Source organism: Natrialbaceae archaeon AArc-T1-2 (assembly GCF_030273315.1).
In the GTDB taxonomy this organism is placed as follows: domain Archaea; phylum Halobacteriota; class Halobacteria; order Halobacteriales; family Natrialbaceae; genus Tc-Br11-E2g1.
Genome location: NZ_CP127174.1, coordinates 1,035,043 through 1,047,422 on the forward strand (window position 1 = coordinate 1,035,043; position 12,380 = coordinate 1,047,422).

Below are 12,380 nucleotides of genomic sequence, written 5' to 3' on the forward strand. Positions count from 1 at the left end.
GACCGACCGTTTCGCGTTCCAACCCGCCGTTGATGCGACGAACGAGCCGCATAACTACGACAGAATATGCCGTCTGTCGATGGCATGACACCGGATAAACGGCTCGCCGAACGACGACGATTCGCACGCCTGCTCGGGACTGTCGACGATGCGGTTGGACTTCCGGTGGGCTCGAGCGACGACGGCGACGGATCGCGACGCGAACGCAGACGGTAGGGACGCTCTTACTGATCGATCGTCGCAGTATGCGAGGGCTGGGATTCGAACCCAGGGACCCCTACGGGAGCGGGTCTTAAGCCCACCGCCGTTGGCCTGCTTGGCTACCCTCGCGCGGAACGCAGTCATCCGTTGTCGGGTAAGGGGGATGTGCGTTTCGGTGTTCGGTCGCTTTCGATCTCGAGTCGCTGGCGGCTCGACGCTGTCGCAACAGCTCGAGTCCGTATATTCAGGCACTCAGCTTACGCGAGTCGAACCCCGAGATCCGTCGATGAACGTTCCCACTGACCGCCTCCTGATCATGCTCGTGGTCGCGACCGGTCTGGCGGTCCTCGTCGGCGGCTGGGCAGGCGGACTCGTCCGCGCGGAGGCCACCGGTAGCGAGGAACTCGCGTTACGGGTCGGAATCGGTGCAGTGTTTTTCGTCGTCCTGCTCGGCGTCTGGCACGTCTTCAAGAACATCGACGAGGAGGCGAGTTGACTCGACCGTGACCGCCGGTCACTATACTTCCGGCCCTGGTCCTGTTTACGGAGTCACTGCCAGCATAGCATCTGAGAGCCTATCAGCGTTGAATCTGGTTATCGAGTGGCAACTGAATTATGACCGAGAGTCTATCTGTGCGAACGACGAGGATCCCGTCGTCAGTTCGACGCCAGCCGGCTCGCCTCGCGGATGTACTTGACGACAAGCCCCACGGTCGCGAGGCCGATGGCGCCAGCGAAGCCGACGACGATCGCCGAGACCGGATCGCTCGTGGCAGTCGGAATCTCTTCTGTGACGAACCCGACGGCGAGCACCGTTGTGATCGCGATCAACACCAGTGCGCCGATGTTCGCAATCGTTGGGTTCGTTTCCGGCACCGTTTCCGGATCGTTGAGCAGGTACAGCACGACGACGAGCGCGAACGGCGTTCCGACCAGCCCGAACGCGAGCACGAGCACGAGCAGCGGGAAGAACGCACCCTCGAGGAACGCACCGAGGCCGCCGGCAAACACGACGACGATGAGCGCAGCACGGAACCGGGTGTCGGAGACGTCACGTCCCCAGTCGAGTTTGTCGGCGATGAGATACGGCGGAACGACGGCGTTGGCACCGAGCGTCGAGATAGCCGCACCCCACAGACCGAGGAGGAAGAACCCGGCAGCCCAGTCCCCGGCAAGCGGACCGAGCGCTTCGGCAGCGGCGATGGCATCGAGATCCGCGGCGAGTTCGGGGGTGTGCAACACGCTCGCGGCGACGAGGAAGGTCGCGAGGCTGAACAGCCCGAACGCGATCAGCATCGACGTGCCGATGTCGAACAGCCCGAGATCGTACTCGTCGCGGGTCCAGCCACGCGCCCGCATCGTGTACGTCTGCATCGTTATGAGCGTGATGTGTACGGCACCGCCGAGGACGCCAGCCGCGACCAACGCGCCGCCGAGACCCTCGGGAATCGTCGGGACGAGTCCGGACGCTGCCGCCGTTCCGTCGATGGGAACGACGAAGACAGAGACGATGAACGCGACCACGACCGCGGAGACGATCACTTTTGCGCCGATCTCGGCGATGTAATATCCACCGCCGGCAAGCCCGAGTGCGAGAACGAGCGCCCACACGATGCCCCAGATCCAGGGATCGATCCCGGTGATCATCGCGCTCACGTCGGCGACGGTCTTCATGATCACGAGTTGTGCGAGACCGGAGGCGAGTACCGTATCGATAACCAGCACCCACGCCCAGAACTCGCCGAGGTTCTCCTCGACGGTCGCGACGATTCCCTGCTCGGTGAGTAGTCCGAGTCGCATCGAGAGGTACTGTGCCGTCGCCCCGAGGACCGCAGAGAGAACGACCACCCACAACAGCGCGTAGCCGAACGAGGCACCGGCAGTGAGTACGGCGGCCATCGTCGCCGGCCCGGCGGCGATCGCACCGGCGAGCCAGGCGGGTCCTAACTCCGAGAGATAGGACCGAACGTCGGTCGGACTTCGTGTTGGGGTTTCTACTGAAACGTCAGTCATTTGCTGACCAAATTAAGTACACGGTTAAAAATCCTTTCTTCGGTTGTACTACTGACCGGTAAACGGAAACTATTACTGTGTGCTACCCCCGTGAAATCGCATGGAACTGACCGACACGGAGTTCGAGCAGTATCAGACGGACGGGTATCTCGTCGTCGAGGATGCGCTTTCGCCGGCGGCCGTCGACCGCGTGAAAACTCGTCTCCGTGAGTACACACACGGTGATCGCGAGCACGAAACGTTCGAAAGCCAACTCGAGCCCCGCGTCGAACGGGGCGAACTCGAAGTCGAGGAGGAAGGCGACGCCGTTCGGAAGTTCGAAGGGCTCGGGATGGTCGAAGCGGACGACGTTTTCGCCGAGGTCGCGAACAACGAGACGATCGTCTCGGTCGCGAGTCAGTTGCTCGGTCCGAACCTCAAGCTCCTGCGGAGTGCAGCGATGTTCAAACCGCCGGAGATCGGCAGCGAGAAGGGGTATCACCAGGACGCCGCGTACTACCCGATCCACCCGATGGACCACGTCACCGTCTGGGTCGCTCTCGACGAGGCAACGACGGAAAACGGTTGTATGAACGTCGTCCCCGGTGGGCACAAAGACGGCATCCTCGGCCACGAGGCCGTCGAGTACGACACCGACATCGTCATCGCCGAGAAGGACTACGACGAGGACGACGCCATCCCGATTCCGATGGAGTCCGGGAGCGCACTCTTTACGCACTGTCTGGTCCCCCACTACACGGCACCGAACACGACCGACCAGTGGCGTCGTGCGTTGATCATGGCGTACATGCGCTCGCGGTCGCGATTTAGCAAACCCGACGAGGAACTCCCGCCGTGGGTCGACTCCGTCCACATCCAGGGCGAGGAGTTCCCCGGCTGCGTCTGAGACGCCGGCGATTCGTCCGCGATCGCCGCCGGCGACTAACAACATCTATTAAACCGTATTCTCGAATACCAGCAATGGATTTCGGGCAGGCCCTCAAGCTCCTCATCGCTGCGGTCGTGTTGGCAATTGCGTTTTCGGTGGCGACGACCAGCCTCCTGGCGGCGGCGTGTCTGGTTCAGTACTCGATCCTCGTTATGCTCGAGCACGACTCGGACACGTTCCAGTCCGTGGCCGAAGAACGCCGGACGGAACTTACGATCGTGAAGGTTGCTCTCTTGCTCATCGCTGCCGTTCTTATTCTCTAGTACCGTTCCAAGCGTCGACTGATGAGTGAAACCGGTCAACCGTACTCGGTTTCACCCATCAGTTCAGGCTTTGAACGCCACTAGTGGTTCGTCAAGCCTGAACGGGTGCGTCGAACCGACTGCGGATGTCCGGTCCGACTCACTCGTCGACGCTTGACGGAGTACTTTGGCTCCGATCACCGTGGCAGTTCCCGACGCTCTCTCAGTGGATTCTCCAAACGGGGTGATGCCCCACGAGAACGACTGGTAACCCTTCAACACAACCTGATTTCTAGCCATGTTTCTATACAATAAAGGCTATATCGACATCGGCTGTAACGGGTTACGTTGCTCGATGAGCCGGTGTCGGTGCCGACGTGTCGGTAACGTATGGAGATAGTATGAAACCAGATGCACGAGACCCCCAGGACGTAGGAAGCGAGCGTTCGGAAATCACTCCCACGAGGCTGTTTGCCGCTTTCTCGGAAGAGCGACGCCAGCACGTGCTCACGTACCTCGCACAGAAACCGGCGGCACTCCACCTCGACGATCTCACCGAATACGTCGCCCTCGTGGAAAACCGTTCCTCGGACGCCCGGCATCAACAGATTATCGTCGACTTACACCACCGGCACTTGCCACAGCTGCGTGACGCCGGTTTGGTCCGCTACGACGACGAGACCACCCTGGTGGAGCTAGCGGTCTCCCCGGACGTGATCGTGCCGTACCTGCGACTCGCTGGCCACGTCAGATAATATCGGTCCATTTCGTCCATCATAATAGCTAAGTCCGCCCCATCGAGAGCCGTTACCGATGGGAGAAACCCAGGAACTGTCCGAGTACGTAGCGTCAGTCACCTACGACGATGTACCCGCGGATGCGGTTGATCACGCAAAAACTGCCATCCGTGATTACATCGGTGTGGCACTGTACGGTTCGCACCACGATGTCGGTGATGCCGTTTACGAGTACGTCGACACCCAGTACGGTGAAGGTGACGCTACCGTGTTCCGTCGCGGGAATAAAACTGCACCAGCCGCAGCGTTAGCTAACGGCGCATTCGGCCATGCGATCGACTACGACGATACGTTCGAGTCGATCGTTATCCATCCCTCGTCTCCAATCTTTGCCGCGTCCCTCGCTGCTGCTGAAGAGGGTGGGGCTTCGACGACCGAACTCGTAACAGGATATATCGTTGGCTGTGAGGTCGCGTACCGGGTCGGCCAGAGCACGTATCCAGAACACTATCAGAACGGGTGGCACAGCACTGGCACGGCAGGGTCATTCGGCGCAGTCGGCGCAGCTGCGTCGATACTCGATCTCGGTTCGGAAGAGGTCGCCAACGCGTTTGGAATCGTTGCGTCGTCGTCCTCGGCACTGAAGAAAAACTTTGGCACGATGACCAAGCCACTCCACGCTGGTCATGCGGCCGAGTCCGGCATACGAGCAACGTTGCTCGCTCGTGACGGGTTCACCGCCGACTCGAGTATCTTCGAGGGCGAGATCGGTTACAACCGCGTGATGACCGTCGACGACGCGTACGACCCCGAGGAAATAACCGAGAACCTCTACGAGGAGTGGGCCGTGCTAGATATTGGGTTCAAACCGTATCCGTCCGGCGTCATCACTCACGCGGCGATGGATGCGATGAAAAGTCTCACCGAGGAACACAATCTCGAACCGGCAACCGTCGAATCGATCGTCGTCACGCTAGAAGACGCTGCCTCGGAAATGCTTCATCATACGCAGCCGGACGATGCGTTACAAGCAAAGTTCTCTATCGAGTTCTGTTTGGCTTCGATCCTTCGCGACGGTCGAGCAGGAATCCACGAGTTCACCGACGAATACGTTCAGCAGGAAGAAACTCAGAATGCGATCAAAACGGTGTCCCGCGCCTTCGAACCGGATCTATTCGGAGACGACTACGCAGGATACGGTGCCGTCGTAACGGTTACAAAATCTGATGGAGCCGAACTCCGTGAGGAAATTCGGTATGCTCCTGGAAGTCCAAATAATCCGATCGAGGAAGATCGTCTTCGACAGAAATTCTACGAATGTGCCGAATCACGGCTCGGTGAACGAAAGGCACAAGCACTAGAAGATTCGATTCAGGATCTTGAAAACACCGACCTCGATACGTTCACCAGCTATTTGACACCGCGTGCGTGAGCTGGCGAGGGGTTGATTACCAAACCAACTAAACCAGTCATAACGCCAGCATCATATAGTTTGTTACTATTTGGTAACACAGGAGTGACTAACCAGAAACACATTTCGGAGTTACCGATAGCCGTAAGAATCTGTTCTGTTATGGCAGAACAATGCGACAGCCCGGAGAGTGGATACAATTGCCGACAGATGAGAGAATCCTTGCAATCCTCTCGACGGGCCTGATTCTCCTCCTCCCCAAGTTATCCCGAAGAACATCGAAAAGTCGCGGGTTCACGTAAGTAGACGACTCTCGACCCTGGTTGAGTACGGTCTCGTCTCTCGAGTCGAACGTGGCTACTACGAGATCACCGACCTCGGTGAACAGTACCTCGAGGGCGATCTCGACGCTGCCGCGCTTGAGCCCGTCGGCGAGTGAATCCGACGCGCTCGAGTCGGAACGAACGTTTATCAGCGCCTTTCCCTTATTCGAGGATAGATGGCGAGTGCAACCCGAAACGGTCGATCGGAAGGTGTCGCATTCATCCACGAGGACGACGGGAGGATCACCGCTATCGATCTCGAGACGGGTGTCGCGTCGTACGGTGACACGAAGTCCGAGGCACTCGCGATGCTCGCGGAAGCCCTCGAGTTGCACGAGGGTGGTGGCGAGCCCGTCACTGACGACGATCTCGAAGAGTTGGGTCTCGACCCCGACGCGCAGGGTGAGACGGAACTCCCCGAGTTCATGCAGTGAATGGTTCGGACGTCCTTTTCTGGTCAGGAGATCGCAAAAGTCCGGTCCCGTCACAAACTCGTCTAGAGTTCGCCTCTGGTAGCGTCAACTGACACCTCCAATGTGATATTCCATATTTACGCCTCACGATGTTGTTCGGCGCAAAAGTATGGGGTCGGAGGGATTTGAACCCCCGATCGACTGATATCTCCGGTGCGCCTCGGAACTCCAGAGGGTCATCACACGGACAGTGATCAGCTGTCCGATCAGTATATCAGTCTGGAGTCTCGTCCCGGGCGCGTAGCCTCTGGAGTCAGTCGCCATGCCTGACTTGGCCACGACCCCTCGACCTCACGTTGGTGGATACCGCCTAAAGCCGTTACGGTTCCCGATCACAGCCAGGGAGACCGCCCCGAGGTGTCCGTGCTGTCGTCACCTGGATACGGTTTCTCGAGGCCGTCGTCGTCTTCGAGATCCTCGGCCTCCTCGTCCGGACGCGAGTGCGAATCGCCCGTCCAGGTTCCGTCGGCGATGAGGCGGTCGAACAGCGAGCCGTCGACGTCGGGATCGAACGCGAAGACGGCGGCGATGGCGAGTACGGCAAGCGGCGCGTTGCCGAAGGGCATTCCCAAAAGCGAGAGGGGGAGTAGCCCCAGTGCGACGGCGCTCCCGAAGCGGAATCGGTCGATATCCAGGTACTCCCGCAGGTACGGACCGGAGAGTGCGACCGCGAGCGCGGAGCCGACGCCGACGACCGCCGACAGCGTGGCGTAGGCGACGAGCGTCGGCTCCGCAAGCAGCGTCAGCGATGCGCCGGCGGGGTCGAAACTGGCGAGGAGCCCGAGCCCGATGATGACGGGCGGGCTGGGCAGGTAGTTGCCGACGGTCGCGCTCGCGGTCTGGGCGGCGATTGCAGCGATGACGACGGCGGCGAATCGTTCGAAGATCACGATGTCGAGTACACTCGCGATCGCCGGAGCGAGTGCCGCCTGGACGGCCGCGAGAACGATAAGTGGCAGGCCGACGGCGAGGACGATCCAGGCCTGTTCGCGCGGCGTTCCGTCCATGTCGGCGAGGATTACGGCGACGGTCGCACTCCCGCCGAAGATGAGCAACCCGACCTGGATCGCGCCGAGCGGATCGGCCAGCGCGCCACCGAGGATGAGTGCGGGAAAGACCCCGTCGATCAGGGGTAGCCCCATCACGAGCGCGAGCAGCCGTCCGTCGGCACCGACGAGGCGCTCGAACCGGAGGGCGACCGGATGCTGTGACGTGCTCATCGGCTACGGACGATGGCCGTCACCCGCGGCCGGTGGGCGATATCTCGAGCGACGTCGCACTCCGATCGACCGGTCGAGCGAGCGCTCGTTGCCCTGCACTGTGAGTTTACGTTTTTCGAATGTGTTCCCGAAGGTAAACGCGGCGTCGGAGTCGAAACTCGTCCGGCCTGCGATACGGGACTCACTGAAACTCACAGCGCGCATACCAGTTCGGTCGACGCGTCTGGCAATAAACGTTGTGTGGCAAGCGGGAACACTGTACTACGGTCGTGGCCCGAACCGGTGGAAAAAGTCAGGTATCGTCCACCGAACGTGTTCGACGGTGGACGGATTCGAGTATTGGCACAGTCGGTATCGAGTTCGACCGCATCCGGAAGCGTTCGTGTTCGTCGAAACCCACCGGTCGATGCAGATGCGGATACGACAGCATTCGTCTCGCAACGTTTTTCCCGTCCGACGGCGGACGGTTTACATGGCGAACGACGTTCCCGAGCACGAGCCCTATTCTTCGAAACTCGAGGTACCGGAGGCGCTGACGTTCGACGACGTTCTGTTGCGGCCCAAAGAGAGCCGAGTCGAACCCGACGACGCGGATCTCTCCTCGCGGGTCTCGAAAAACGTCGAGGTGTCGGTACCGATCATCTCGGCGGCGATGGACACCGTTACGGAAAGCGACATGGCAATCGCGATGGCTCGCCACGGCGGCCTCGGCGTGCTCCATCGGAACATGACCGTCGATCGGATGGTCGAGGAGATCGAACGCATCAAACGCGCCGACGAACTCATCATCCCTCTCGAGGAGGTCGTCACGGCCGATCCGGAGATGACCGTCCGCGAGGTCGACGAGATGATGATCCGAGAGGGCGTCGGCGGCGCGCCGGTCGTCAACACGAACGGCGAGGTGCTCGGTATCATCTCGAGTACGGACATTCGACCTCACCTCGAGGTCAACGAGGACGACCCGGTCACCGAGGCGATGACCGACGAGGTTATCACCGCCCCCGAGGACATCGACGCCCGCGAGGCGTTCGATCTGATGTACGACCACAAGATCGAACGCGTCCCGGTCGTCGACGAGGAGAACCTGCTGGTGGGACTGGTGACGATGCAGGGCATCCTCCAGCGTCGGGAGTACAAGCAGGCCGCCCGCGACGAGGCGGGGCGGCTTCGCTGTGGCGCCGCTGTTAGCCCGTTCGAACCCGAACGTGCGACCGCCGCCGACGAGGCAGGTGCGGACGTGCTCTTTATCGACACCGCACACGCACACAACCGGAACGTAATCGACGGTGCCCGCGAGATCAAGGAGTCGGTCGACGCCGACGTGGTCGTCGGCAACGTCGGCACGCGCGAAGCGGCCGCGGACCTGATCGACTTCGCAGACGGGATCAAGGTCGGAATCGGTCCCGGATCGATCTGTACGACCCGCGTCGTCTCGGGGGCGGGAATGCCCCAGATCACGGCGATCGCCCAGGTCGCAGACGTCGCGAGCGAACACGACGTGCCGGTGATCGCCGACGGCGGCATCCGCTACTCCGGCGACGCGATCAAGGCGGTCGCGGCCGGTGCCGACGCCGTCATGCTCGGATCGTACTTCGCGGGGACGGACGAGGCCCCCGGCCGCGTCGTTACGATGAACGGAAAGAAGTACAAACAGTACCGCGGCATGGGTAGCGTCGGCGCAATGAAATCCGGCGACAGCGACCGCTATCTCAAGGACGATCCCGAAGACGACGACGAGTACGTCCCCGAAGGCGTCGAGGCGGCGACGCCATACAAGGGAACGCTCGAGTCCGAGCTCCACCAGCTCGCCGGCGGTATGCAGTCGGGGATGGGTTACGTCGGCGCGGGGACGATCCCCGGGTTCAAAGAGCGAAGCGAGTTCGTCCGGGTCTCCGCAGCGGGCCAGACCGAGAGCCACGCCCACGACGTGGTTATCACCGACGAAGCACCGAACTACTCGCCGAACGAGGAGTGATACTATCGGACGTCACTGTGTGACGGTTCTCGCCACCCCGTGGCGGGGAGAATCGTTCACGACGTACGTCCGGCAGTATGACGCCACCACAGACGAGAACGGTAACACATACGGTCGTCCGGCACCCACGTGCGACTGTGAACCGCCGTACAGTACTTCGGTCTGCCGGCGCTCTCGGGGCGATCGGACTCGCGGGCTGTCTCGGAGACGTCGGCGTCGAAAGCCCGGTCCCGATCGAGGTCTACAACGAAGCCGACCGCACGTTCAACGTACAACTCGAGGCCCACGAACGGGGAATGGATCGTCAGACCTACGACGAGAGCATCGCGATGACACCTGGCGAACGGGCGATCCCCGGACGGCTGGAGCGAGGCGAACAGCGGTTTCGCGTGGTCCGCCACGGAGACGACGAATACGACGACTTAGTCGAGACGGGAACGATCACCTCGGAGACACAGCTCGTCGTCGTCAGGGTGTACGACGACTCACTCGAGCTCGAAATCGACGACGGCGACGGCGATGCGAAAAACGAGACGAGACGAAACGGCGGGAACGAGACGAGACGAAACGGCGGGAACGAGACGGACGCGACGAGCGACGACGCCGACGAGTAGTCAGGGGTAGGGGTGAAACGCCCGCTCGAGTCGCGGTTCGAACCCGAGTTCCGGCGGCACGGTTCGTGCTCGTTCTCCGAAGTACGGCTCGTCGGTAAACAGCGGCTGTGCGCCCGGAACGACGACCCGAACGGCCTCGAAACCGAGCCGGCTGACGTCACGGGTCGTAAGCCGCGTGGCGTACGGCGTTAGCCCGGCGGCGTCCGTTCTCTCGATCAGTTCCTCGAGCGCGTCACGACCCGTCGGGACGGTGTCGGGACCGACGGCGTCGGCGTCGATCGACCGCTCGACGTCGACGAACGACCGGGCGGGCTCGGGGAACTCGGCGTACGCTCCGATCGCCGCGCCGGCGTCGGCGGCGTCGTCGGGACCGATCGAACGCAGCTCCATCCAGTTTTGCAGCGCCTCCGCGAGTGCGGAGCGGGCCGCGGCGGCGACATCGAGGTCGGCCGCGGAGCCGGCTGCAAACCGCGGCCACTCACCCTCCCGATGGACGGCGACGGCGACGACGGGGACGTCGACGTCCTGTGTGACGAGAAGCGGCGTCACCGATAGCCCCTCGCTGCGGGCGCGTTTCGTGAGCGTCGTGACGCCCTCGTCGTCTGTCTCGAGCGCGAGCGGCTCGTACGTCGAGTACCACGCGAGCATCGTCGCGTCGCGTTCGAGGACCTCGGTCAGGCCCGATCGCAGGGCGTCGACCGTCGACGAGCCGAGGCCGAGCCCGGTCGTGATCGCGGGCACGAGCCCCTCGCCGGGCTGGGGGAACTGTACCGCGGCAGCAGGCACGTGCGTCGTCTCGCCGGTCGCGAGGTTTTCGCCGTCGACCCACCGATACTCCGCCGCGGGATCGAACTCGAGGGCGTTGTCCGGGCGGACCAGGTCGGTCGGGGAGACGACGGACGCGAGGTCGTCGGCGCTCGCGTGGACGAAGTCGTCCTCGCGATAGACGCCCGCACAGTAGCGCTCGAGGGCCTCGCCGACGGCTTTCATCAACGCGGCGTTCCAGTCGGCGTCGACGCCGGCGGCCTGGGTCGGCGCGCTCGCGTCGCTGAACCCCTCGGTCTCGGCGTTCGTCGCGAGGTAGTACGGAGCCGGGAACGACTCGAGTTCGCCGATGCTGCGGACGATGCCGACTCGGTCGTCGATGGCGGCTTCGGCGCGTTCGACTGCCGTCTCGAGGTCGACGTCGTCGTCGTCGCGCTCGAGGCTGCGGTCCCGGTCGGCGTCGTCACACGAACAGCCGGGGACGGACAGAACGCGTCGACGGGTGTGGGGGAGTTCGAGAACGTGGCCCACGATGGACGGCTCCTCGCCCGAGAAGAGCCGGACGCACTCTCTGCCCGCGATCGCTCCGGCCAGTCGGGCCGTGCTTCGGTCGGTACTCGGTTTCTCGGCGAGTGCTGTCGCGTTCGCACCGACGCGTGCGTCGAGACAGTCGAAACAGCCCGTCTTCGGGGCGAAGCCGGAGATGGCCGCGTCGACGTCGGCGAGTGGATGGCCGCCGACGCCGCCGATTTCGACAGCGATCCACGGGGTGTTTCCTGCAAGCGCCGCGTCGTTCGCGCTCCGGATCGATTCCGCGCCGGCGACGTCGCTGACGACGGCAAAGCGGGCGTTTTCGACGTCGGCCGGGTCAGCATCCCGGACCGTGACGTCGACGTCCGAGAGCGCGGCCACGACGGCCTCGCGAATCGGGTCTTCCGCGACGACGTGTACGTCCATACCGGCGACTATACGGCCGAACGTAAGTCAGTGAAGGTTTTCGACCGGTCTCTCGGTACGCTCTGCTACGCGGTCGACTCGCGGTCCTCGTCGCGAAGTCGCTCGAGGACCTCCTCGGCGTTTTCGATCGCCTGCTCTTTTTTCGCGGGGTAGGCCTCGACTTTCGCCCGGAACGTGATTCCGTCGCCGAGGCGGACCTCCCCTTCGAAAGCCGCCTGTTTGTCTAGCGTTACGAACAGTTCGGTGTTCTCGGTAACCCGCTGGTCGAGTTCCGCGAGCAGCCGGTCGAGTTCCGCGAGATCCGCCAGTCGCGAGAGGACGTACCGGACGTCGTCGGCGTTCTCGACGCGGGCCGAGAGGACGAGGATGCGGTCGCCGTAGTGACCTTCGGTCTCGGCGCGATCTATCTCGAACTCCTCGGGTAGGAACGTTCGAAGCGCCTCCTCGACGCGTTTCTCGTCCTCGGTGGCGTAACAGAACGCTCGCAGGTCGACGTAGTGAAGCGGGATCTTGGGCATCGA

13 protein-coding genes, 2 tRNA genes and 1 pseudogene are annotated in these 12,380 nt (G+C 62.4%); 10 read left to right on the plus strand and 6 right to left on the minus strand.

Annotation, left to right across the window (positions count from 1 at the left end; translation table 11 throughout):
- Nucleotides 1-84 precede the first annotated feature (84 nt).
- Nucleotides 85-216 carry a hypothetical protein gene (locus QQ977_RS05305; RefSeq protein WP_285927989.1) on the plus strand — a complete coding sequence of 44 codons (132 nt, stop codon included), beginning with the start codon at nt 85-87 and terminating at the stop codon, nt 214-216.
- A gap of 30 nt (nt 217-246) precedes the next feature.
- Here the strand turns inward: QQ977_RS05305 and QQ977_RS05310 are convergent.
- Nucleotides 247-330, minus strand: a tRNA-Leu gene (locus QQ977_RS05310).
- A gap of 157 nt (nt 331-487) precedes the next feature.
- Here QQ977_RS05310 and QQ977_RS05315 point away from each other — a divergent pair.
- Nucleotides 488-697, plus strand: coding sequence for a hypothetical protein (locus tag QQ977_RS05315; RefSeq protein ID WP_285927992.1), 210 nt, complete (start codon nt 488-490; stop codon nt 695-697).
- A gap of 161 nt (nt 698-858) precedes the next feature.
- Here the strand turns inward: QQ977_RS05315 and QQ977_RS05320 are convergent, their stop codons facing one another.
- Nucleotides 859-2,214: an NRAMP family divalent metal transporter gene (locus QQ977_RS05320; protein ID WP_285927994.1), complete on the minus strand. Its 1,356-nt coding sequence runs from the start codon at nt 2,212-2,214 to the stop codon at nt 859-861.
- A gap of 100 nt (nt 2,215-2,314) precedes the next feature.
- Here QQ977_RS05320 and QQ977_RS05325 point away from each other — a divergent pair, with 100 nt between their 5' ends.
- The 6 genes and pseudogenes from QQ977_RS05325 (at nt 2,315) to QQ977_RS05350 (ending at nt 6,289) form a co-directional block, all read left to right on the plus strand.
- On the plus strand, nt 2,315-3,100 hold the full coding sequence (locus tag QQ977_RS05325) for a phytanoyl-CoA dioxygenase family protein (protein WP_285927996.1): 786 nt from the start codon (nt 2,315-2,317) through the stop codon (nt 3,098-3,100).
- Between the two features lie 74 nt (nt 3,101-3,174).
- The gene (locus QQ977_RS05330; protein ID WP_285927998.1) at nt 3,175-3,405 is read left to right on the plus strand and encodes a hypothetical protein; all 231 of its coding nucleotides are present in this window, start codon (nt 3,175-3,177) and stop codon (nt 3,403-3,405) included.
- Between the two features lie 380 nt (nt 3,406-3,785).
- Nucleotides 3,786-4,139, plus strand: a complete 354-nt coding sequence (locus QQ977_RS05335) for a DUF7344 domain-containing protein (RefSeq protein ID WP_285927999.1) — start codon at nt 3,786-3,788, stop codon at nt 4,137-4,139.
- A 58-nt stretch (nt 4,140-4,197) separates the two neighbouring features.
- A complete protein-coding gene (locus QQ977_RS05340) occupies nt 4,198-5,553 on the plus strand; it encodes an MmgE/PrpD family protein (RefSeq protein WP_285928001.1) in 1,356 nt (451 codons plus the stop codon).
- 152 nt (nt 5,554-5,705) lie between these two features.
- Nucleotides 5,706-5,971 (plus strand): annotated as a pseudogene (locus QQ977_RS05345) (transcriptional regulator).
- A 60-nt stretch (nt 5,972-6,031) separates the two neighbouring features.
- Nucleotides 6,032-6,289, plus strand: a complete 258-nt coding sequence (locus tag QQ977_RS05350; protein WP_285928004.1) for a type II toxin-antitoxin system HicB family antitoxin — start codon at nt 6,032-6,034, stop codon at nt 6,287-6,289.
- Nucleotides 6,290-6,438: 149 nt separating this feature from the next.
- Here the strand turns inward: QQ977_RS05350 and QQ977_RS05355 are convergent.
- Together QQ977_RS05355 and QQ977_RS05360 are read right to left on the minus strand one after the other, a co-directional pair.
- Nucleotides 6,439-6,613, minus strand: a tRNA-Trp gene (locus QQ977_RS05355).
- 47 nt (nt 6,614-6,660) lie between these two features.
- The gene (locus QQ977_RS05360) at nt 6,661-7,548 is read right to left on the minus strand and encodes a DUF5794 domain-containing protein (RefSeq protein ID WP_285928007.1); all 888 of its coding nucleotides are present in this window, start codon (nt 7,546-7,548) and stop codon (nt 6,661-6,663) included.
- Nucleotides 7,549-8,020: 472 nt separating this feature from the next.
- Between QQ977_RS05360 and guaB the strand changes: the two genes are divergently transcribed.
- Both guaB and QQ977_RS05370 read left to right on the plus strand, forming a co-directional pair.
- Entirely contained in the window at nt 8,021-9,523 is a 1,503-nt protein-coding gene (guaB, locus tag QQ977_RS05365; RefSeq protein WP_285928009.1) for an IMP dehydrogenase, read from the plus strand.
- Between the two features lie 137 nt (nt 9,524-9,660).
- Complete coding sequence (locus tag QQ977_RS05370; RefSeq protein WP_285928011.1) at nt 9,661-10,137, plus strand: hypothetical protein; 477 nt, start codon at nt 9,661-9,663, stop codon at nt 10,135-10,137.
- Here the strand turns inward: QQ977_RS05370 and QQ977_RS05375 are convergent, their stop codons facing one another.
- Nucleotides 10,138-11,859 carry a YcaO-like family protein gene (locus QQ977_RS05375; RefSeq protein ID WP_285928014.1) on the minus strand — a complete coding sequence of 574 codons (1,722 nt, stop codon included), beginning with the start codon at nt 11,857-11,859 and terminating at the stop codon, nt 10,138-10,140.
- A gap of 65 nt (nt 11,860-11,924) precedes the next feature.
- A complete protein-coding gene (locus QQ977_RS05380; RefSeq protein ID WP_285928016.1) occupies nt 11,925-12,377 on the minus strand; it encodes an RNA-binding protein in 453 nt (150 codons plus the stop codon).
- Nucleotides 12,378-12,380 lie beyond the last annotated feature (3 nt).